A 19,867-nucleotide genomic window follows, 5' to 3' on the forward strand; every position below is an offset into this window, starting at 1 on the left:
CTGGAGCATATGCAACTGAATTCCACCGAAATCAGCGAACTGATCAAGCAGCGCATTGCTCAGTTCAATGTAGTGAGTGAAGCTCACAATGAAGGTACGATTGTATCCGTTAACGACGGTATCATTCGTATTCACGGTTTAGCCGAAGTTATGCAGGGTGAAATGATCGCACTGCCTGGCAATCGTTATGCAATCGCATTAAACCTGGAGCGCGACTCCGTGGGTGCGGTTGTGATGGGTCCGTATGCTGATTTAGCAGAAGGCATGAAGGTTAAATGTACTGGCCGTATTCTTGAAGTACCTGTTGGTCGTGGTTTGCTTGGTCGTGTAGTGAACACTCTGGGCGAACCAATTGATGGTAAAGGCCCTGTTGAGCATGATGGTTTCTCTGCTGTCGAAATGATTGCTCCAGGCGTTATCGATCGTCAATCCGTAGATCAGCCGGTACAGACAGGTTATAAATCTGTTGACGCCATGATCCCTATCGGTCGTGGTCAACGTGAACTGATTATCGGTGACCGTCAAACGGGTAAAACTGCACTGGCTATTGATGCAATCATTAACCAGCGTGATTCAGGCATTAAATGTGTTTATGTTGCAGTTGGTCAGAAAGCTTCTACTATTGCGAACGTTGTTCGTAAATTAGAAGAGCATGGTGCTCTTGCTAATACTATCGTAGTGGTTGCGACTGCTTCAGAATCTGCTGCATTGCAATATCTGGCACCATATTCTGGTTGTGCAATGGGCGAATATTTCCGCGATCGCGGTGAAGATGCGCTGATTGTTTATGATGATTTATCTAAGCAAGCTGTTGCTTATCGTCAAATTTCTTTGTTGCTCCGACGTCCACCAGGACGTGAAGCATTCCCTGGTGATGTTTTCTATCTGCACTCCCGTTTGTTGGAACGTGCTGCGCGTGTTAACGCTGAATATGTAGAAAAATTCACTAATGGCGAAGTGAAAGGTAAAACAGGTTCTCTGACAGCTCTGCCTATCATTGAGACTCAGGCAGGGGACGTATCAGCATTCGTACCAACAAACGTTATTTCAATTACTGATGGTCAGATCTTCTTAGAATCCAGCTTGTTCAACGCGGGCATTCGTCCAGCAGTTAATCCAGGGATCTCTGTATCCCGTGTAGGTGGTGCTGCTCAGACTAAGATCGTGAAGAAATTGTCTGGTGGTATTCGTACTGCTCTGGCTCAGTATCGTGAACTGGCAGCATTTTCTCAGTTTGCTTCAGACCTTGATGATGCAACTCGTAAGCAGTTGGATCATGGTCAGAAAGTAACTGAATTGCTGAAACAGAAACAGTATGCTCCGATGTCTGTTGCACAACAGTCACTGTCTCTGTTTTCTGCGGAACGTGGTTATCTGGAAGATGTCGAAATCGCTAAGATTATTGATTTCGAGTCTGCGCTGCTTGCGTATGCCAGCCGTGAACATGCTGATCTTCTGAAAGAGATTGACCAGTCTGGTGGTTACAATGAAGAGATCGAAGCGAAGCTGAAAGCTCTGCTCGATTCTTTCAAAGCAACTCAGTCCTGGTAACACTATTCGGCCCGGTTTAATTAAACATGGGCCGTCTGGTTAATGAGGAGAATCAGGAATGGCCGGCGCAAAAGAAATACGTACCAAGATCGCCAGCGTGCAAAACACGCAAAAAATCACTAAAGCGATGGAGATGGTTGCTGCGTCCAAAATGCGTAAAACGCAGGATCGCATGGCGGCCAGCCGTCCTTATGCAGAAACCATACGCAGCGTGATTGGTCACCTTGCGTTAGGTAATCTGGAATATAAACATCCGTACCTTGAAGAACGTGAAACTAAACGTGTCGGGTATCTGGTTGTTTCTACCGATCGTGGCTTGTGCGGTGGTTTGAATACTAATTTGTTCAAAAAACTACTGTTGGACATGAAAAGTTGGTCTGATAAAGGTGCCCAGTGTGATCTGGCACTTATCGGCTCTAAGGCTGTTTCTTTCTTTGCATCTGTTGGGGGCAATATTGTTGCTCAGGTTACAGGCATGGGAGATAACCCTTCACTGTCCGAATTGATCGGGCCGGTTAATATCATGTTGCGGGCATACGATGAAGGACGTCTGGATAAATTGTATGTGGTGACAAACAAGTTCATCAATACAATGTCTCAGGAACCGACTATTACTCAGTTATTGCCTCTGCCTGCCGGAGATGATGAAACACTGAAGAAGAAATCCTGGGATTATTTATACGAACCTGATCCTAAGGCGTTGCTGGATATACTACTGCGTCGTTATGTAGAGTCGCAAGTTTATCAGGGCGTTGTTGAAAACCTGGCTAGTGAGCAGGCCGCAAGAATGGTGGCGATGAAAGCCGCGACTGATAATGGTGGCAGCCTGATCAAAGAGCTGCAGTTGGTTTATAACAAAGCTCGTCAGGCCAGCATAACTCAGGAGTTGACCGAGATTGTCTCGGGTGCTTCCGCGGTTTAACAGCTAGGTTTACGAATTACGTAGAGGATTCAAGATGGCTACTGGAAAGATTATCCAGGTAATCGGCGCCGTGGTGGACGTCGAATTCCCTCAAGATGCTGTACCAAAAGTATACGATGCACTTGAGGTTCAAAACGGCGAAGCTAAGCTGGTGCTGGAAGTTCAGCAGCAGTTAGGCGGCGGCGTTGTTCGTTGTATTGCAATGGGTACTTCTGATGGCTTAAGCCGTGGTTTAAGTGTGACTGACTTAGGTCACCCAATCGAAGTTCCAGTTGGTAAAGCGACACTGGGTCGCATCATGAACGTATTGGGTGAACCAATCGACATGAAAGGCGATATCGGTGAAGAAGAGCGTTGGGCTATTCACCGTCCGGCTCCAAGCTACGAAGAGTTATCTAACTCTCAAGAGTTGCTGGAAACGGGTATCAAAGTAATGGACCTGATTTGTCCATTCGCCAAGGGTGGTAAAGTTGGTCTATTTGGTGGTGCGGGTGTAGGTAAAACCGTAAACATGATGGAGCTTATCCGTAACATTGCGATTGAACACTCAGGTTACTCCGTATTTGCCGGTGTAGGTGAGCGTACCCGTGAAGGTAACGACTTCTACCACGAAATGACAGATTCTAACGTACTGGATAAAGTATCTCTGGTATATGGTCAGATGAATGAGCCACCAGGAAACCGTCTGCGTGTTGCGCTGACTGGCCTAACAATGGCTGAGAAATTCCGTGATGAAGGCCGTGATGTTCTGTTGTTCGTTGATAACATTTATCGTTATACCTTAGCAGGAACAGAAGTGTCTGCACTGCTGGGCCGTATGCCATCAGCGGTAGGTTATCAGCCAACGTTGGCGGAAGAAATGGGTGTTCTGCAAGAACGTATTACTTCCACCAAAACCGGTTCTATCACTTCTGTACAGGCTGTTTACGTACCTGCGGATGACTTGACTGACCCATCTCCAGCGACGACTTTTGCCCACTTGGACGCAACCGTAGTACTGAGCCGTCAGATTGCTTCTCTGGGGATTTACCCGGCGGTTGATCCACTGGATTCTACTAGCCGTCAGCTTGATCCATTGGTTGTTGGTCAAGAGCACTATAACGTTGCTCGTGGTGTTCAGTCTATCCTGCAACGTTATCAGGAACTGAAAGATATTATCGCTATTCTGGGTATGGATGAACTGTCAGAAGACGATAAGTTGGTAGTTGCACGAGCTCGTAAGATCCAGCGCTTCCTGTCTCAGCCATTCTTCGTTGCAGAAGTCTTTACTGGTTCACCAGGTAAGTTCGTTTCCCTGAAAGATACTATCCGTGGTTTTAAAGGTATCTTAGAAGGTGACTATGACCACCTACCAGAACAAGCGTTCTACATGGTAGGTACCATCGAAGAAGCTGTGGAAAAAGCGAAAAAACTTTAATACGGCTGACCGGAGGTTGATATGGCTGCAATGACTTACCATTTGAATGTTGTCAGTGCTGAGAGCCGGATGTTTGAAGGCTTGGTACAAAAAATTCAGGTGACAGGTAGTGAAGGTGAACTGGGTATTTACCCAGGACATGCACCACTACTTACTGCCATAAAACCTGGCATGGTACGTATTGTTAAGCAGTTCGGTGAAGAAGAGGTTATTTACCTTTCTGGGGGTATCCTTGAGGTACAACCGAGCGGCGTTATCGTACTAGCTGACACTGCGATCCGTGGTAAAGATTTGGATGAAGCTAAGGCGTTGGAATCTAAGCGTAAAGCTGAAGAACGCATCCGTAATTCTCACGGTGATGTTGACTATGCTCAGGCATCAGCTGAATTGTCTAAAGCGATTGCAAAACTTCGGGTAATCGAGTTGACAAAAAAGGCAATGTAATACAGGCAGTTAAAGAAAAGAAGCCAGTTGGTGTGAGCTAACTGGCTTTTTTGTATTGCGAAATATGTAGTAATTTATCTCGCAAACAGGTTTACTTTTTTTATCTTAAATTGGAGTTATCAGGTTTCTTATGTCTAACAGTGCAAGAAGTGTTGTTATCCTTGCTGCGGGTAAAGGAACCCGCATGTATTCTGATCTCCCTAAAGTTTTACACTTGCTGGCAGGTAAACCTATGGTTCAGCATGTGATTGATACTGCAATGGTATTGGGTGCTAAAAATGTTCATTTGGTGTATGGGCATGGTGGTGATCTGATGAAGCAGACCCTTTCTGAACAAAAGTTGAATTGGGTATTACAAGAGGAACAGTTAGGGACAGGTCACGCAATGCTGCAGGCAGCGCCACATTTTACTGATGATGAAGATATTCTGATGCTGTATGGCGATGTACCTCTTATTGGTACAGATACCCTTGAGCGTCTGTTGGCGGCTAAACCTGAAGGTGGTATTGGTTTACTGACAGCAATTCTGGATAATCCAACGGGTTATGGTCGTATTATTCGTGAAGACGGGGATGTGACTGGAATCATTGAGCAAAAAGACGCAACTGATGAGCAGCGCAAAATTAATGAAATTAACACAGGTATTTTGGTTGCTAATGGTGGCGATTTAAAACGTTGGTTATCCCAATTGGATAACAACAATGTTCAGGGTGAATATTACATTACTGATGTGATTGCTTTGGCCTATAAAGAAGGTCAAAAAATTGAAGCGGTACATCCAAGACGTTTGAGTGAAATGGAAGGTGTGAATAACCGCCTACAGCTTTCCGCTCTTGAACGTATTTATCAATCTGAACAGGCAGAAAAATTATTGCTGGCTGGTGTTATGCTGCTAGACCCTACCCGTTTTGATTTACGTGGCACGTTGGCCTATGGCCATGATGTAGTTATTGATACTAATGTTATTATCGAAGGCAATGTAACTCTCGGAAATAATGTACAGATTGGCACAGGTTGCGTACTGAAGAACTGCATTATTGGTGATGATTCTGTTCTTAGTCCATATACAGTCATTGAAGATTCTGAAATGGGGGTTGGTTGTACTGTTGGACCTTTTGCCCGTTTACGTCCCGGCTCTAAACTTGCTGAAAAAGCCCATGTAGGGAATTTCGTTGAAATGAAGAAATCTTATCTGGGTAAAGGTTCTAAGGCGGGACATCTAACTTATCTTGGTGATACTGATATTGGTAGTGATGTAAACATTGGTGCAGGTACTATTACCTGTAACTACGATGGCGCTAATAAATTCAAAACTATTATTGGCGATAACGTTTTTGTTGGTTCTGATACCCAACTTGTTGCTCCAGTGACAATTGCTAACGGCGCTACAATTGGTGCGGGGACGACAGTGACGAAAAATGTTGCTGAAGATGAACTGGTAGTAAGCAGAACTAAGCAAACGCATATTCAGGGTTGGAAACGCCCTGTTAAGAAAAAATAAAATAATAATCCCCACTCTACAGGCTCGGGGACCGGCAAAGCCGGAAAACAATCAGGCTCGTGACATTATAAAGGGCTTTCATCAGCCCTGTTTTTAGGAATAAAACTGATGTGTGGAATTGTTGGTGCAGTAGCACAACGAGATATTGCTGAAATCCTGATTGAAGGGCTTCGTCGTTTGGAATACCGTGGTTACGACTCCGCTGGGTTGGCGGTTGTTGATAACGAAAAGAATATGCTCCGCCTACGTGAAGTCGGTAAGGTGCAAATGCTAGCTGATGAGGTTGATAAACAACCAGTCCTTGGTGGGACAGGTATTGCGCACACCCGTTGGGCTACACATGGTGAACCGAACGAGAAGAATGCTCATCCGCATATTTCCGATTATATTGCTGTTGTTCACAACGGCATTATTGAAAACTATGAAGAATTGCGGGTTCAATTAATTGAGCGTGGTTATTCATTTATATCGGATACTGACACAGAAGTTATTGCTCACCTTGTTCATTGGGAGCAAAAACAGAGTGGTACCTTGCTAGAGGCTGTCCAGCGTGTTATCCCCCAGCTTCGTGGTGCTTATGGCGCAGTTATCATGGATAGCCGTGATCCCGGAGCAGTAATCGCTGCAAGATCGGGTAGTCCTTTGGTTATTGGTTTGGGTGTGGGGGAAAACTTCCTTGCGTCTGATCAATTGGCGCTGTTGCCTGTTACTCGTCGTTTTATCTTCCTTGAAGAAGGCGATATTGCTGAAGTAACCCGTCGTACCGTGCGTATTTTTAATATTCACGGGGAGCCAATTGAACGGGAACATATTGAATCTAATATTCAATATGATGCTGGTGACAAAGGTATTTATCGTCACTATATGCAAAAAGAGATCTATGAACAGCCAATGGCAATCAAAAGTACTTTGGAAAAGCGCTTAGGTTATGGACAAGTAGATCTGTCTGAACTTGGCCCTAATGCAGCTGAATTATTATCCAAAGTAGAACATATTCAGATTGTTGCCTGTGGTACATCCTATAACGCAGGTATGGTTTCCCGTTATTGGTTTGAAGCATTGGCCGGTATTCCTTGTGATGTAGAAATTGCCTCTGAATTTCGTTACCGCAAATCGGCACGTCGTCCGGGAAGCTTATTAATTACATTGTCTCAATCAGGTGAAACCGCAGATACATTGGCAGCCTTGCGTTTATCTAAAGAACTTGGATATCTCACATCGTTGACAGTCTGTAACGTAGCGGGTTCTTCTTTAGTCCGTGAATCTGATTTTGCACTGATGACTAAGGCTGGTGCTGAAATTGGTGTTGCTTCAACGAAAGCTTTCACAACCCAACTGACAGTGTTGCTGATGCTGGTGGCTTATCTTGGACGCTTAAACGGTGTTGATGTAGAGCAGGAGCAAGAAATTGTTCATGCATTACATGCACTGCCGAGCCGCATTGAAAGCATGTTGTCGAAGGATAAAATTATCGAGGCGCTGGCGGAAGATTTTTCTGATAAACACCACGCTTTGTTCCTTGGCCGTGGTGATCAATATCCGATAGCGGTTGAAGGGGCACTGAAATTAAAAGAAATTTCTTACATTCATGCTGAGGCTTATGCAGCAGGTGAATTGAAACATGGTCCATTGGCACTGATTGATGCAGACATGCCTGTTATCATTGTGGCTCCAAACAATGAACTATTGGAAAAACTGAAATCCAATATTGAAGAAGTACGAGCCCGTGGTGGATTGTTATATGTATTTGCGGATCAGGATGCCGGTTTTACGGACAGCGAAGGAATGAAGATTATCCCATTACCGCATGTTGAAGAACTGATTGCACCAATATTTTATACCGTTCCACTGCAACTACTCTCCTATCATGTTGCTTTGATTAAAGGGACTGATGTTGATCAGCCTCGTAACTTGGCTAAATCAGTAACTGTAGAATAGTCGTTTTATAAGTAATAAGTTGAAATAAGCCTCTGTACATTAAAAATACAGAGGCTTTTTTTTGGTCTGAAAAAAATTTTCATTATTTTCTTGCTGATAAAAACGAACTGCATTATTGCTATATTATAACATTACATTTGTGGCGAAGTTATGAAACCAAATATCCATCCAAACTACCGGGTAGTTGTATTTCACGATACCAGTACTAATGCCTACTTTACAGTTGGTTCCACTATCCGTACTGAGCGGACAATTACCTTGAATGGAGAAGAGTATCCGTATGTGACAGTTGATGTATCATCGGAATCACATCCTTTCTACACAGGTAAGCAGAAAACTTTATCTCAGGAAGGCAGCACAGCACGATTCCAGAAAAAATTTGGGCGTTTTATTGGCAATAAATAAATTGAAGGATCATAAAAATGCAGGTGTTAAGTTCACTTAAAACGGCGAAAACCCGTCACCCAGATTGCAAAATCGTACGACGTCGTGGCCGGTTGTATGTTATTTGTAAATCCAATCCACGTTTTAAAGCAGTTCAGGGGAAGAAAAAGAAGCGTTGATACTTAATGCTAATGGTAGAACTCGCAGCTTATAACTGCGGGTTTTCTGCCCTTGTTTAACCATTTGGAAAATAGTTAGCATGAGATTTATTTGGGAAGAGAATTACATGACTTAGGTAGATAAGCTGTATTTTTTGTAAAGTAAAACTTCATGAGATATTGATTGCACGGTACAAAATTAAACATTTAGTTGTCTGCTATTGCTACAGATTTTTCCCTCAAAAGTAGTTCGTTATTTATGCTTTTTAATGTGTTTCATTGTAAATCACCATTCTGGTCATTTTTTGACACCCGAATATAGCCAATCTTTTCCATATGTAACCCTGCTGAGTACCAATGAGAGACTACCCTTTCGGAAATTTCACAGAATAGTGAGTTTTGAAAAATCTTCTATATCAGGAGATGTATCAGCTTTTAACCCAGATGGAATGAGTGTAGCTGAGGTAAGTAATCTACCTGATTCTTGTGATATTTCTGGCAAATGGCAATATATAAATGGTGCTATTGTTCCGCGTAAGTACACAAAGGTCGAGTTAATGGCTCAAGCAGAGAGACGTAAAGAAGAATTGCTATCCCTCGCCAGCAATAGTATTGCCTCTTTACAGGATGCCGTTGATCTAGATGAAGCAACTCTGGAAGAGATAGAACAACTCAAAGACTGGAAAAAATACCGAATACAAGCAAACCGCATTGATCCCACCATAGCACCAGATATTGGGTGGCCCGCACAACCAGTATAAATAATATAGGCCCGCAGTTCACAAACCGCAGGCCTTTTTCTATCCTAGTTTTTAGGACAATCAATAAGTGCTTATTTGATGCGTCAGGCTTCACTGGAATGAAGAAAATACCAAATCATATTAACTGAATTGATACTTCAAAAACATCGGACTGGCCAACATAGCCAATCATAACTGAAAAAAGACCGGAGACAGAATAATGCCCGGTCTTGACAATTTTATCATTCTGGTACTTGTGGCCAATCAATATCTGGGGTTATTGAAGTATCGACACGACTCAGTAATACCAAATACTTCTTCCAGGCAAGTAATAACGCTTTCTCTGCGTCTGAGGCCATTTCAGTCTCAACAGCATATTGTAATAAAGTCATAGCTTCATTAGCGTGTTGGCGAAGAGTGGCTCGTTGTAGTTCTACTTGTTCAATCTGACTGTTTTTTTGGGCTTCGATATCTGTTACCCATTTTTCGTCATCCCATTTATCAAAATCGGTAGCGGGTTGTTTAAATGTCAGTATTTCTGGTAATTCACCTAGTTCAATAATTTCCTGCTGTTTCCCAGTTTGGGTGTTGTAAGCTATTTTTCCGCGATAATCTGGTACAATCAACCAGTTGGTTAAATCAGATGAACGGCAGATGACATACCCCTCTTGGGGATCAGGTGGTGCGTCTGTGCAGGAATTGGCAGGAAGACCAATACCAACGGAAAGATGTTCATCAGTACTGTTTAGATATTCCAGTGTAATCGCATCGTAATTAAACACAACGATACTTCCGGTACTGATGGCAATATTATTTTTATCCAGTACAGCCTTATTCATCAGGCAATCCTCACAATGTAATTAAATGCTACGTTTCGCGGACGTGTTTCTGTTCCTGTTGAAGCAAGAATCGCATCGTCCATATAACCGGAACCACCATTTCCAATTCCGGTAGCGATACCCAATCCACGGCCATCAAATCCGTAGTTAGCATCTTTGGTGACACTATTGAGAATACAGCTCGGTGTACCCAAACCATCAGCTCCAGCATTTGAGTTAGACCACATTCGACTAAGCCTATGATTATGTGGAGCAATATCAGCCAATTGATTGGAAAGTAGATATCGACCAACATCCACCCCACGTCCATCATCCCAGCCACGGATAAATTCACCCCGTAAATCAGGTAATCTACCACTAGGATAAACTTCTGCTAATTTTGGATATAAGGATTTATCAAAGATTGCTCCATTACATTTTACCCATCCATTTGGTGGTATGTTAGTCGGCCAAGGAAGAGGTATTCCCACCGGGATTTCTTCGAGTACAGATGTACTCATTATGCTGCCCTTACAATATAGTTAAATGCTAAGTTACGTGGCCTTGATACCCCGATGTAACCTGCATTGGTAGTCCAGGTTGTTGCTGAACCTACAGATCTGGCTCTTAGTGGAATACCGTTAGGTTGTGGTTGAGGAGTATCCCACTGTAACTTTATGCGCTCATTGAGCGAGAAATTAACAACATTATCAGCAGGCTGACCAGCAATTTCCTGTAGTAAATAAGAACCTTCCTGCCATACCAATAATGGACGAGATGGATCGACTCCACGCCCAGCATCCCAACCACGGATAAATTCACCACGCAAATCGGGCAAATTACCACTGGGATAAGCCTTGGCTAACTCCGGAAATTTCGACTTATCAAAGGCCGCCCCATTACACGGAACCCATCCTTCCGGTGGTATTTCAGTCGGCCAGGGAAGTGGCACACCGACCGGAATTAGCTTTTCCAATAAACCAAGGTTTTTCACAAAAGCATTTTTGTCAGGGATATCCGCTCCGTTTTGGTTTTTTGCCAATTTACTATTAGCATTATCATAAGCTGCTTTTACTGCTTTGGGTGTTGCCGCTGTGGTTTCATCATTACTATTAGTCGCACTATTAAGTTTTGTAAAACCTTTCTCTGTCAACGTAGCATCTGGGTGATTGCGGCTTTTTTCATGTTTCAGAATTGAACTATCTACATATTCACGAGTTGCCAGAACTATAGAGGGATCAATTTTCAGTGTTACTGAATCAGTATTACTGATAATTAAGATCATTCTGACAGTTTGTGTTCTACCCGAACCTTCCTGTAATTGTGGTTTATAAGTTTCCGGGCAGTTTGCCACCGCAATCAAGTTACCTTCACTGTCAAACAGACCAATTTCACGCATCCACCAGCCCCCCTCACCTTCAGGGATAATCTGTTCGGCAATAATTTGGTTGGTGTTTACCGGGTCGACACTCAATGTATTAATTGCGGCCCGACGCTTTTCATTAACTAGCTGTGTCTGATTAACGTCAGGATCAGGTAATTTACCGCCTCCATCACCAACAGCCATGTGAGTAATATCGACTTTTGTTCCCAAAGCAGCAGCATTTGCCAGCTTAGCCGCTCCCAGTTTGGTTAAAATTGCAAAGTATTTCATGGTGAAACCCTCAATGTATCTGTATCGATCAAATGAATTGCTGCCCCTAAAGGAGCATTGTCGCTAGTTGTGATGACGTCAGGGATATATTGGTAAACAGTGAGATCATCTCCACTATAACTTGTCGCAGCGCAATAAAATTCGCCCTTAACATCCAAATTGATTGACAAACCTATCAGATGACGACTAACAGGCTTGGCATCAGAAATTAACCGTTCCAGCTCTAAAAAAGTTTCTTCGGTGATGCCGTTTTCCTGTACCCCTATCGCCAATCGGAATGTGCCTGGTGTTTCATTGTTCTCCCACCATTCCTTTATTTGAATGAGATAGCCTAACGGTTCTACCACGCGACGGACGGCACCAATGGTTCCTTTATGTTTGTGCAGAAACATCGAGTTTTTTATAACTTCCCGCTTAGTACTCACCGACCAGTTTTCATCCCAACGATCAACCGACCACGCCCATGCGAGATAGGGTAAAAACTCTGGAGGGCAAGTGTCAGGATTCCAGAGTTTACGGAGTCGTCGTACTTCTATATTTTGCAGTTGCGAACATGCTTTAGCAGCAGCCAACTCCAAAACGGTAGAACCTGTTGGTAACAGGCGGTCATTCATCATAACCTCCCACTATTGGATCTGGCTTAGAGCAATCAGAAGTTTGAATTTTACTCAGCTCTAATTTTTTACCAGTGCAGTAAGGAGCTTGATCTTTACACAGAATTATATCCTTCGTCGGAGCTTTCAATTCCACCTGTTTCACCCCAGTTACATGCAGTGCGGCATAGATGGCGGATAACCGAATATCTTTCCCTAACTTATGTTGATCTAGCACGTACTTATCCATATTTTCTTGAGCTAATTTACGGATAGGCTCAGACTCAGGTGTCCGCTCAAGATAGAGCACAGCATCAATCTGATATTCCATTATTTTGGCTGGTTGCACTTTTACCCGATCAGCAACCGGTCTGACATCTTCGTCATTAAGTGCTATAACCACTTTATCCAGTAAGTCTTGTGAAGGTATACCGTTATGTGTTTCATCTTCCTTATCGTCCTTATCTTTTTCCCATATCCATTTCTGTGACAAAATAGTGACGGTTACATTAGCCGGTGATGGACTGATGACAGAAACATCCGCAACAGTTTGATATTCACCTTTACCTTTTCCGTCACCTTTATTGACACTAATACCTTCATTAACTTTAAGGGCATGATATTCATATGCACCTATCGGCCCTGCAACACTTAGCCCTTCAAAGGCTCTCTGGATACGGTTACGGAAGGTGCTATCAGGCTCCATAACGGCCCGAGTAACGTTATAGTTCGCACCTAATTGGTCTAAATCGCCATTGGTTGCATAGGCCAGCATCACTGCACGAGCCGCTTCATTTACCCGCTGACGCAATATCAATTCTCGGTAAGCATTTTCTTCCAGCAACTTAACCAGAGGTTCGGATTCCAGCTCTAGTGTTCGAGTAATAGCATCTCGTTGTTCTTCAGGATAAAGAGATATTAATTTGGCTTTACGCTCAGCCAATAGTCTTTCATAATCCAGTGGCTCTACTACATCAGGTGGTGGCAGTTGGCTTAGATCTACCAAGTCAATAGTCGGCATTGTTTTACCTCACAGGGATGGATAGAGAAAACACCCCAGGAGACAGCTGATAATGACCGGATATATCTATTGTCATTTTGCCGTCTTGTTGGGTATTTATGGTGATAGCTGTCAGATTAATTCGTGGTTCCCAGCGGCTGATAGCTGTATAACTGGCAGCCATAACTTGCAGACGTAGAGCCGCGTTTTGTGGCCAGTCAATTAATTCGGGTAGCAGAGAACCATAAGTGCGACGTTCTAAACGGCTACCTACGGGGGTTAGTAAGATATCGCTGACAGACTGGCGTACATGTTCCAAATCTGTCAGGCTACGACCGGTTTGCCGGTTCATTCCAAGATACATCATTATACTGGACCTCCTGTTGTCGCACCGCCTGCCATGACGCCGGAGTGTTGGTGAGAATGTAAGGTCACACCATTAGAACTGAGTTTTCCGCCTGTGTTTTCAACATCACCTTCCAATTTAATTTTTGACGCTTTCAGACCCATTTCTTTTCCTGCTTTTAGTCCAATCTCGTTTTTTGAGTCCAATCCAATTTTATTAAGTGCTTCTAGTCCAATCTCGTTTTTTGAATTCAATCCAATTTTGTTGTACGATTCCAATCCAACTTTGTTGTATCCATTTATCCCAATTTCGTTGTACGACTCCAATCCAATTTTGTTGTATGCCTTTAGTGTTATATTCGTTGCCTCAAGTGTTATGGAATTTGCAGCTTTCACACTGGCAGTCTTAATACCTTTTACCACTAAAGCACCAAATTTCGGCTCATACTCCATTACAGCCCCATCGGGGAAAGCAATATGAACAGCTTGTTCAGAACGAGGCGGTGATGCCAGAGATTGATCAGAATAAATGGCCGGTAATCCACCATCAGGAAAATCAATATGGTCAGTTTCTGTAGGGAGAGTCGATGGCTCTGGAAATTGATTAGAATAAACAGCCGGTAATACAAAGGATGTGGTCAATTCACCGCCAACAGATAATAGCAAAACTTGCTCACCACGGCTGGGAGCCCACCAAGTACGGGAATTACCCGCTCGCATTGTCAACCAAGGTCTCCAGTCAGTTTCGAGATTACCTGTCGCAATTCGACACATTCCTCGCTGAGTATCTACCTCGGTAACAACACCAGTTCTGATCAGGTTACGTAATAAGCGTAGAAGTTCTGTTAGTTGTGTATCCATATTCGGAAAAATGCCATGTAGGTAGTTATGGGTTTATGTTTGGAAGAATGACATTAAAGGTAGCGGTAGACATTAAAGACGAATTGTAGGAAAGGTCAGACAAATTTCTTGGAAGGTAAAGACTATAACAATATGAATTAAAAAGCCTTTTCCTTAAAGGGAAAGGCTTTTTAATAATCTGTAGGTGGTTTTTCTATCAACGCTTAATGCAGTAATCTAAGGAATTCCAATGTTGTATTGTCTAATCGTATGCTGGATATAAGATACTAAAGGTAAGCTGATTACAGATAATTCTTGCTCGAATGTCGAAAACAATACAGTTACAATTTTTTTCCAGAATATCCTGTAAAATGCGGATAGGTTTTATTTGCTCTTAAAAGGCCAGTAGATCAAGCCATACTCCTGGCAACGCTGGTAAAAATAGAGTGATAATCCTTTGAAAAAACAATCAAACTAACACTACCATAAATGGCATGGTTGTATTCACGCCCATTCGTTACCTTTAATCCCAGAGTTGCAGAATAGGTTTTGTTGCAGTTGGCATAATTTCAGGCATTTCAACTTCAGTGCCATGTGGCAGGATTACGCTATATTCAGATTCGGACAATTCCGGAAATTTTTTAAATATCAATTCAACCAATCCTGGATTAGCTTCTAAAACACGTTCAGTCATACCCTGAGTTCGGCCATAGTGGCGCCAGCACAAGGCATCAACAGTATCATTTTGCTGTGCAATTATTTTCATTAGGTAATCTCTATTACAAGAAATATTGTTAAATTAGAGTACCATGGTGTGCCAATAAAAGAGGGGAAACAATGAAACAACATTGTTAGAGCCATAGTACAAATGAAAAGCAAGAAGCCACTTTTCAGTGGCTAATTTTTCAATACAATCATAACCAACTTAGAAACTCTAGATTATTTATCATACAAAAACTCCACATGCGTACTGTTTATTTGTCGCATTTATTCTTCACGTGTTTCGTGACAATTAATAAGTTGTTTCGTAAGTGGCGTCGATAATTCTGCAATCCAAGTCAAAGCTAGCTCTTTATCTTCAATATGATTACATTCACAGCTTATTGCCATTCTGGCAATAAAATTAATACGTTGCGCTATTACTGATTCCATAAGAAAGTCCACTGACAAACTTACCCCCGTATAACATAACTGTATATAAGGACAGTACACCTTGATTAGAAAAAATTAAAGGGATTTTTTATCTTTTTTAAGAACTATATTTGATAGTGTTAATATATTAATTATTGTTTTTATTGAAATAATTAATGATTAAAAAGGTTTCTTTCCTATCACAATCCGTTGTAATTAATAAGTTTTTCTTATTTTATTACTTAGAAGATTTTTGCTATTTATTTAGATTGTATAGTTTCACAAAGTATATAGATTGAAATTTAGATGCCCATGATGCAATATCATTCGTTGGATCTAGTAAATTTATTTGGAATCACTATAGCTCTTTAATTAGAGAGAGTTGTGGAGAAGAAAAACTCACTAAACTGTACTTTAAATGAAAAAAAATGTAACTGAGATAAAAATGGGTGCAGATAGTGGAGGAAAACAAGCTATCGAACGCCTTGTTAGTGCATATGGGTTTAAATCACGTCAAGCACTAAGCGACCATCTAGGTGTGTCTAAAAGCACAATGGCAAACCGGTACTTAAGAGATAGCTTTCCAGCAGATTGGGTTATTCAATGCAACCTTGAAACCAATGCTTCATTGTTATGGCTAAGCACAGGGCAAGGAGACATGTTCCCTGATGGAGAAAAGAAAAAGGAGTCTTTAGAAAACATTATCACTCCGACAATACAGCGGGTTAAATTAGTTGGTGGAAAGTTGAACGCTGACAACCCTGTGACTTTAGATACTCAACTTATTGCCAGAGAAATAAGAAAACCTCTCATTGTAGATAACAATAACACTTGGTATTTGTTGGATACAAAAGAACCTGATGTTCAGGATGGTTTATGGTTAATTGATATTGAAGGAATGCATAGTATTAAAAAGATCACAAAAATCCCGGTCGGTAAAATCAGGGTATGTGATAATGATGTGACCTTTGATTGTGCAATTGATGAGATTAACTTCATTGGTCGAGTTTACCTGATGATTTCCAGGTACTGAAAGTTTTTTTCATTGTCGATAAATTAATTTTTTCAGATATGTAAATCCATGCTTGATGGCAATCTGTTGTCTAAGTAAACGTTTAGTTAGCTGAACCTAAAATATTAAGTTGATCGGTAATCTGTTTTATTTACCGGAAAATATTTATATATCGTGGATAACGATGTGTTGTAGATCAATGATAATTGTTTCCGCGAATGGCCTTTAGCCAACAATCTTGCGGCCTGTTGCTGTTCAGCAAATGAGAATGATACAGGTCTGCCACCTATTCTTCCCTGAGCACGAGCAGCTATTAATCCTGCATTTGTTCTTTCAACGATCAATTCCCGTTCCATTTCAGCCAGTGCACTCATAACGTGAAAGAAAAACCTCCCCATAGAGGTACTAGTATCAATACTGTCAGTCAGGCTTTGAAAATGAATACCACGTTCACTTAAATCAGAAATTAAAGTAACCATATTTTTTACGCTACGTCCCAGTCGATCAAGTTTCCAAACAACTAAAGTATCCCCTTTTTTAAGTTGCTTTAAAGCTCGTTTTAAACCTGGTCTGTTGGCTGTTTTTCCACTGATTTTATCCTCAAAAATCTGCTCACAATTTATACTTATCAGAGCGTTTCGCTGTAAATCACTGTTTTGGTCATTTGTTGACACCCTGACATAACCAATCTTCGCCATGTTTAATCCTGTTTAATACCAATAGGAGACTATTCTTATAGAAATTATCACGTATTAGAGAATTTTGAAAAACCTTGGTTTGATGGAAACAGTAAATTTAGCGAAAAATGCGGTGCCTAATAGCAGGAAAGTGAATGGAAAGGTGTTGTCTGGGGATATCAATATTACGTCTCAGGATATCTTTGATGGGCAAGCAGTCACTATCCCTGAAAAAATCAATTTGAATGATTACAAAACACCAGGTGTTTATGTTCAATATGCCAACGCCTCAGCAGAATCTGGTACTAATTATCCTGAACCTCTGGCCGGTTCGCTTATTGTGTTGAAAGCTGCGGGGATCATTCAACGCTATTTTGTTTATAACAGCAGCCGGATATATACTCGCTCCTTAAATGACATCGGAGTATGGACATCTTGGGCTAGGGAATATAATACACTGAATAAACCGACTGCCGTAGATATTGGGGTTTATACACAAACGGAATCCGACTCTCGATATATTACAGGAATCCGTAAGATAAATGGTAAGGCTCTATCCAGAGATATCGATATTACTTCTCAAGACATATTTAATGGGCAAGCTATTTATTTAGGTGATAAAGCGAATTTAGATAATTACAAAATACCAGGGGTTTATTATCAAGATTATAATGTTCATGCCCAAAATGGTGCTAATTATCCTGAGCAACTTGCTGGTTCTCTTATTGTGTTGAAAGCTGCGGGGATTATTCAACGCTATTTTGTTTATAACAGCAGCCGGATATATACTCGTAGCCAATATAATGATTTACCATGGACTCCTTGGACTAGGGAATATAATACATCAAATCCCCCTTCTGTTGGAAATTTGGGCGTATATACAAAAGAAGAATGCAATAGTCTTTACATTTCTAACATCCGCCTTGGTGTTGAAGTACAAATAGGAGCTGGTGGTGTGTTGGAATATCACGGCCCTAATGTGTTAACTGGGTTTTATAATAGAGATAGGGATTATTCCGCTGAGACGTTATATTGGAGTCCTATTCAATTTCTTAAAAATGGTCAATGGATCACTATTGTACGAGGATAAAAATAATGAATTTGGTAAATCTTGGCCCATTTAAGCAATATATACCTGACAGTGAAGACGCTGTACAGTTTGCTCTTTATCTTCAGGATAAGCAAGGTAATGATTGGTATACATCTCAAAATCAATTCTCAACAGAAACATTAAAGATTATGTATGATAATAATGGTCTCATTCGTGCAATAACGACGGATGTATCTAAATTTGCACCGCTTGGTTTTTCTGTTGCAGAAATTAATAAGAATGATGTGCCTAAAGAGTTTGACGAAAACACCAATGAAAAATGGGTATTTGATGGTTATAAAATATTTCCTTATGTCGCAACTAAAGAAGAATTAATTAGGAAAGCAGAACATGAAAGAATTCAGTTACTAGTTAAATCTAATAATATTATAGTTCCATTACAAGATGCCATTGATTTAAATATAGCGACAGAAGAAGAAAAAAACATTCTATTGGAATGGAAAAAATACCGAATAATGCTTAGTCGAGTTGATATTTCAACCGCACCAGAAATTGTCTGGCCAATTCCACCATTATCGTAGCTTATAAAAATGACCGGGGTTAGGATAACTCCCGGTCTTAATAAATTTATTGTAGTATCTTCAGTCACTTATTCAATAACAGAAGCCAGTGAAGTATTAACCTTGCTCAGTAATACCATATATTATCAGTGTGTTTGAATGTCAACATTTCCGAGTGATTTTTTATTGTTCAAGGACTTTGATACTATAGGCTATTTTTACAAGATAATCAGATATCTATTATTAGCATGCTAATTTTGCACTATGACAAATAGCATATCCCTATCTTTCGGTAAGTAGCCATTCAACACCAGAGTGTACGGGAATTTCTATACCAATAGTCAGAAATTTTTTACTGTTATCTAAATATTCTCCGGTAACTACATCATAATTAAATACAGTGATATTACCTGGCCCTATAAAAATATTATTTCCATCTAAAATAGTTGTAATCATTATGCTGCTCTCACAATGTAGTTAAATGCGATATTACGCGGACGTACTCGAAAAGCAGATAATCCAACTGCACCACTTGGTACTAATGACGTGCTTGTCGTGTAATACGGGCCACTGCCGGTAGTACTATCTTCAAAATCACTGGCCATAATTTCTGATGGATAAGCACGGGAATACGTATTAACAGGAGGTGATACCAATATCCCCCTATCAGCAGAAGCCGCGTGAACATAAACGCTGGGTAATCGTGTTGAATTTTGTTGTGACAGCAATGCACGTGATTGATCGACCCCACGCCCATCATCCCAGCCGCGAATAAATTCACCACGCAAATCGGGCAAATTACCACTAGGATAAGCCTTGGCTAACTCCGGAAATTTCGACTTATCAAAGGCCGCCCCATTACACGGAACCCATCCTTCCGGTGGTATTTCAGTCGGCCAGGGAAGTGGCACACCGACCGGAATTAGCTGTTCCACCAAACCAACGGATTACATTATTAAAATCATACATTACTTTGATTGTGTCAGGATTAAAGCTTTTCTGGCATTCATACCAGTCTTGGTCGTCTTCTGACTTCAAATAAATGACATTAAAATCTTCAATGATTTTTCTGGCTTGTTTTGAGTCTGGTGTATATTGGGAAAAATTTTTAATGTTTTGCATATATTCATC

The 19,867-nt window shown here is 41.3% G+C and carries 24 protein-coding genes and 1 pseudogene; 12 read left to right on the forward strand and 13 right to left on the reverse strand.

From position 1 onward, the window contains the following. Nucleotides 1–9: 9 nt before the first annotated feature. The 9 genes from atpA (at nucleotide 10) to EAE89_RS15675 (ending at nucleotide 9,076) form a co-directional block, all read left to right on the forward strand. Nucleotides 10–1,551 carry a F0F1 ATP synthase subunit alpha gene (atpA, locus tag EAE89_RS15635; RefSeq protein ID WP_054480375.1) on the forward strand — a complete coding sequence of 514 codons (1,542 nt, stop codon included), beginning with the start codon at nucleotides 10–12 and terminating at the stop codon, nucleotides 1,549–1,551. A gap of 58 nt (nucleotides 1,552–1,609) precedes the next feature. Beyond that, nucleotides 1,610–2,473, forward strand: coding sequence for a F0F1 ATP synthase subunit gamma (gene atpG / locus EAE89_RS15640; protein ID WP_149617409.1), 864 nt, complete (start codon nucleotides 1,610–1,612; stop codon nucleotides 2,471–2,473). A gap of 34 nt (nucleotides 2,474–2,507) precedes the next feature. Continuing rightward, a complete protein-coding gene (atpD, locus tag EAE89_RS15645) occupies nucleotides 2,508–3,890 on the forward strand; it encodes a F0F1 ATP synthase subunit beta (protein WP_054480377.1) in 1,383 nt (460 codons plus the stop codon). Nucleotides 3,891–3,911: 21 nt separating this feature from the next. Next, nucleotides 3,912–4,334 (forward strand): F0F1 ATP synthase subunit epsilon, encoded by a 423-nt coding sequence (locus tag EAE89_RS15650; protein WP_054480378.1) that lies wholly within the window; start codon nucleotides 3,912–3,914, stop codon nucleotides 4,332–4,334. Nucleotides 4,335–4,464: 130 nt separating this feature from the next. Continuing rightward, entirely contained in the window at nucleotides 4,465–5,835 is a 1,371-nt protein-coding gene (glmU, locus tag EAE89_RS15655) for a bifunctional UDP-N-acetylglucosamine diphosphorylase/glucosamine-1-phosphate N-acetyltransferase GlmU (RefSeq protein WP_054480379.1), read from the forward strand. 108 nt (nucleotides 5,836–5,943) lie between these two features. After that, complete coding sequence (glmS, locus tag EAE89_RS15660; RefSeq protein ID WP_054480380.1) at nucleotides 5,944–7,773, forward strand: glutamine--fructose-6-phosphate transaminase (isomerizing); 1,830 nt, start codon at nucleotides 5,944–5,946, stop codon at nucleotides 7,771–7,773. A gap of 150 nt (nucleotides 7,774–7,923) precedes the next feature. Next, on the forward strand, nucleotides 7,924–8,178 hold the full coding sequence (locus EAE89_RS15665; RefSeq protein WP_214086200.1) for a type B 50S ribosomal protein L31: 255 nt from the start codon (nucleotides 7,924–7,926) through the stop codon (nucleotides 8,176–8,178). A 17-nt stretch (nucleotides 8,179–8,195) separates the two neighbouring features. Continuing rightward, nucleotides 8,196–8,336 carry a type B 50S ribosomal protein L36 gene (ykgO, locus tag EAE89_RS15670; protein WP_046974578.1) on the forward strand — a complete coding sequence of 47 codons (141 nt, stop codon included), beginning with the start codon at nucleotides 8,196–8,198 and terminating at the stop codon, nucleotides 8,334–8,336. Nucleotides 8,337–8,707: 371 nt separating this feature from the next. Beyond that, nucleotides 8,708–9,076, forward strand: coding sequence for a tail fiber assembly protein (locus tag EAE89_RS15675; RefSeq protein ID WP_214086201.1), 369 nt, complete (start codon nucleotides 8,708–8,710; stop codon nucleotides 9,074–9,076). A gap of 221 nt (nucleotides 9,077–9,297) precedes the next feature. Here EAE89_RS15675 and EAE89_RS15680 read toward each other — a convergent pair whose 3' ends face one another. From EAE89_RS15680 to EAE89_RS15720, 9 genes and pseudogenes are all read right to left on the reverse strand, one after another. After that, nucleotides 9,298–9,894, reverse strand: a complete 597-nt coding sequence (locus EAE89_RS15680) for a tail fiber assembly protein (RefSeq protein ID WP_054478594.1) — start codon at nucleotides 9,892–9,894, stop codon at nucleotides 9,298–9,300. Nucleotides 9,895–10,159: 265 nt separating this feature from the next. Next, nucleotides 10,160–10,364 (reverse strand): annotated as a pseudogene (locus EAE89_RS24415) (phage tail protein); the annotation flags it as partial. Between the two features lie 29 nt (nucleotides 10,365–10,393). Beyond that, nucleotides 10,394–11,527 carry a phage tail protein gene (locus EAE89_RS15690; RefSeq protein ID WP_214086202.1) on the reverse strand — a complete coding sequence of 378 codons (1,134 nt, stop codon included), beginning with the start codon at nucleotides 11,525–11,527 and terminating at the stop codon, nucleotides 10,394–10,396. Next, nucleotides 11,524–12,141 (reverse strand): phage tail protein I, encoded by a 618-nt coding sequence (locus tag EAE89_RS15695; RefSeq protein ID WP_054478588.1) that lies wholly within the window; start codon nucleotides 12,139–12,141, stop codon nucleotides 11,524–11,526. Before EAE89_RS15695 ends, EAE89_RS15690 begins: the two co-directional genes overlap by 4 nt. Then, entirely contained in the window at nucleotides 12,134–13,132 is a 999-nt protein-coding gene (locus tag EAE89_RS15700; RefSeq protein ID WP_188093417.1) for a baseplate J/gp47 family protein, read from the reverse strand. Before EAE89_RS15700 ends, EAE89_RS15695 begins: the two co-directional genes overlap by 8 nt. A 13-nt stretch (nucleotides 13,133–13,145) precedes the next feature. Beyond that, the gene (locus tag EAE89_RS15705) at nucleotides 13,146–13,487 is read right to left on the reverse strand and encodes a GPW/gp25 family protein (RefSeq protein ID WP_036769912.1); all 342 of its coding nucleotides are present in this window, start codon (nucleotides 13,485–13,487) and stop codon (nucleotides 13,146–13,148) included. Further along, a complete protein-coding gene (locus EAE89_RS15710; protein ID WP_054478583.1) occupies nucleotides 13,487–14,326 on the reverse strand; it encodes a phage baseplate assembly protein V in 840 nt (279 codons plus the stop codon). The genes EAE89_RS15705 and EAE89_RS15710 overlap by 1 nt, the downstream gene beginning before the upstream one ends. A gap of 502 nt (nucleotides 14,327–14,828) precedes the next feature. Continuing rightward, entirely contained in the window at nucleotides 14,829–15,071 is a 243-nt protein-coding gene (locus tag EAE89_RS15715) for a tail protein X (protein WP_036769919.1), read from the reverse strand. A 221-nt stretch (nucleotides 15,072–15,292) separates the two neighbouring features. Continuing rightward, the gene (locus tag EAE89_RS15720; RefSeq protein WP_166304310.1) at nucleotides 15,293–15,457 is read right to left on the reverse strand and encodes a hypothetical protein; all 165 of its coding nucleotides are present in this window, start codon (nucleotides 15,455–15,457) and stop codon (nucleotides 15,293–15,295) included. A gap of 397 nt (nucleotides 15,458–15,854) precedes the next feature. Between EAE89_RS15720 and EAE89_RS15725 the strand changes: the two genes are divergently transcribed. Beyond that, entirely contained in the window at nucleotides 15,855–16,469 is a 615-nt protein-coding gene (locus EAE89_RS15725; protein ID WP_054478582.1) for a phage repressor protein CI, read from the forward strand. A 104-nt stretch (nucleotides 16,470–16,573) separates the two neighbouring features. On the opposite strand, the gene EAE89_RS15730 is transcribed toward EAE89_RS15725, so the two are convergent. Further along, nucleotides 16,574–17,146 carry a recombinase family protein gene (locus EAE89_RS15730; RefSeq protein ID WP_214086203.1) on the reverse strand — a complete coding sequence of 191 codons (573 nt, stop codon included), beginning with the start codon at nucleotides 17,144–17,146 and terminating at the stop codon, nucleotides 16,574–16,576. A 64-nt stretch (nucleotides 17,147–17,210) separates the two neighbouring features. On the opposite strand from EAE89_RS15730, the gene EAE89_RS15735 reads away from it, so the two are divergent. Together EAE89_RS15735 and EAE89_RS15740 are read left to right on the forward strand one after the other, a co-directional pair. Next, a complete protein-coding gene (locus EAE89_RS15735) occupies nucleotides 17,211–18,215 on the forward strand; it encodes a pyocin knob domain-containing protein (protein ID WP_214086204.1) in 1,005 nt (334 codons plus the stop codon). A 5-nt stretch (nucleotides 18,216–18,220) separates the two neighbouring features. After that, on the forward strand, nucleotides 18,221–18,757 hold the full coding sequence (locus tag EAE89_RS15740) for a tail fiber assembly protein (RefSeq protein WP_244866507.1): 537 nt from the start codon (nucleotides 18,221–18,223) through the stop codon (nucleotides 18,755–18,757). A 261-nt stretch (nucleotides 18,758–19,018) separates the two neighbouring features. Here the strand turns inward: EAE89_RS15740 and EAE89_RS15745 are convergent, their stop codons facing one another. The 3 genes from EAE89_RS15745 to EAE89_RS15755 are packed head-to-tail and all read right to left on the reverse strand — an operon-like array spanning nucleotide 19,019 to nucleotide 19,858. Continuing rightward, nucleotides 19,019–19,192, reverse strand: a complete 174-nt coding sequence (locus EAE89_RS15745; protein WP_161804238.1) for a hypothetical protein — start codon at nucleotides 19,190–19,192, stop codon at nucleotides 19,019–19,021. Beyond that, nucleotides 19,192–19,671: a phage tail protein gene (locus EAE89_RS15750; protein WP_339423343.1), complete on the reverse strand. Its 480-nt coding sequence runs from the start codon at nucleotides 19,669–19,671 to the stop codon at nucleotides 19,192–19,194. The genes EAE89_RS15745 and EAE89_RS15750 overlap by 1 nt, the downstream gene beginning before the upstream one ends. Next, nucleotides 19,625–19,858, reverse strand: a complete 234-nt coding sequence (locus tag EAE89_RS15755) for a hypothetical protein (RefSeq protein ID WP_214086206.1) — start codon at nucleotides 19,856–19,858, stop codon at nucleotides 19,625–19,627. The genes EAE89_RS15750 and EAE89_RS15755 overlap by 47 nt, the downstream gene beginning before the upstream one ends. Nucleotides 19,859–19,867 lie beyond the last annotated feature (9 nt).

It is taken from the genome of Photorhabdus heterorhabditis, from assembly GCF_018448905.1.
Classification (GTDB): Bacteria; Pseudomonadota; Gammaproteobacteria; order Enterobacterales; family Enterobacteriaceae; genus Photorhabdus; species Photorhabdus heterorhabditis.

What these genes read in the sequence shown, in the direction of transcription:
- atpA (WP_054480375.1), top strand. Translation starts at nt 10, where the DNA reads ATGCAACTGAATTCCACCGAAATCAGCGAACTGATCAAGCAGCGCATT.
- atpG (WP_149617409.1), top strand. Translation starts at nt 1,610, where the DNA reads ATGGCCGGCGCAAAAGAAATACGTACCAAGATCGCCAGCGTGCAAAAC.
- atpD (WP_054480377.1), top strand. Translation starts at nt 2,508, where the DNA reads ATGGCTACTGGAAAGATTATCCAGGTAATCGGCGCCGTGGTGGACGTC.
- EAE89_RS15650 (WP_054480378.1), top strand. Translation starts at nt 3,912, where the DNA reads ATGGCTGCAATGACTTACCATTTGAATGTTGTCAGTGCTGAGAGCCGG.
- glmU (WP_054480379.1), top strand. Translation starts at nt 4,465, where the DNA reads ATGTCTAACAGTGCAAGAAGTGTTGTTATCCTTGCTGCGGGTAAAGGA.
- glmS (WP_054480380.1), top strand. Translation starts at nt 5,944, where the DNA reads ATGTGTGGAATTGTTGGTGCAGTAGCACAACGAGATATTGCTGAAATC.
- EAE89_RS15665 (WP_214086200.1), top strand. Translation starts at nt 7,924, where the DNA reads ATGAAACCAAATATCCATCCAAACTACCGGGTAGTTGTATTTCACGAT.
- ykgO (WP_046974578.1), top strand. Translation starts at nt 8,196, where the DNA reads ATGCAGGTGTTAAGTTCACTTAAAACGGCGAAAACCCGTCACCCAGAT.
- EAE89_RS15680 (WP_054478594.1), bottom strand. Translation starts at nt 9,894, where the DNA reads ATGAATAAGGCTGTACTGGATAAAAATAATATTGCCATCAGTACCGGA.
- EAE89_RS15690 (WP_214086202.1), bottom strand. Translation starts at nt 11,527, where the DNA reads ATGAAATACTTTGCAATTTTAACCAAACTGGGAGCGGCTAAGCTGGCA.
- EAE89_RS15695 (WP_054478588.1), bottom strand. Translation starts at nt 12,141, where the DNA reads ATGAATGACCGCCTGTTACCAACAGGTTCTACCGTTTTGGAGTTGGCT.
- EAE89_RS15705 (WP_036769912.1), bottom strand. Translation starts at nt 13,487, where the DNA reads ATGATGTATCTTGGAATGAACCGGCAAACCGGTCGTAGCCTGACAGAT.
- EAE89_RS15710 (WP_054478583.1), bottom strand. Translation starts at nt 14,326, where the DNA reads ATGGATACACAACTAACAGAACTTCTACGCTTATTACGTAACCTGATC.
- EAE89_RS15715 (WP_036769919.1), bottom strand. Translation starts at nt 15,071, where the DNA reads ATGAAAATAATTGCACAGCAAAATGATACTGTTGATGCCTTGTGCTGG.
- EAE89_RS15720 (WP_166304310.1), bottom strand. Translation starts at nt 15,457, where the DNA reads ATGGAATCAGTAATAGCGCAACGTATTAATTTTATTGCCAGAATGGCA.
- EAE89_RS15725 (WP_054478582.1), top strand. Translation starts at nt 15,855, where the DNA reads ATGAAAAAAAATGTAACTGAGATAAAAATGGGTGCAGATAGTGGAGGA.
- EAE89_RS15730 (WP_214086203.1), bottom strand. Translation starts at nt 17,146, where the DNA reads ATGGCGAAGATTGGTTATGTCAGGGTGTCAACAAATGACCAAAACAGT.
- EAE89_RS15740 (WP_244866507.1), top strand. Translation starts at nt 18,221, where the DNA reads ATGAATTTGGTAAATCTTGGCCCATTTAAGCAATATATACCTGACAGT.
- EAE89_RS15745 (WP_161804238.1), bottom strand. Translation starts at nt 19,192, where the DNA reads ATGATTACAACTATTTTAGATGGAAATAATATTTTTATAGGGCCAGGT.
- EAE89_RS15755 (WP_214086206.1), bottom strand. Translation starts at nt 19,858, where the DNA reads ATGCAAAACATTAAAAATTTTTCCCAATATACACCAGACTCAAAACAA.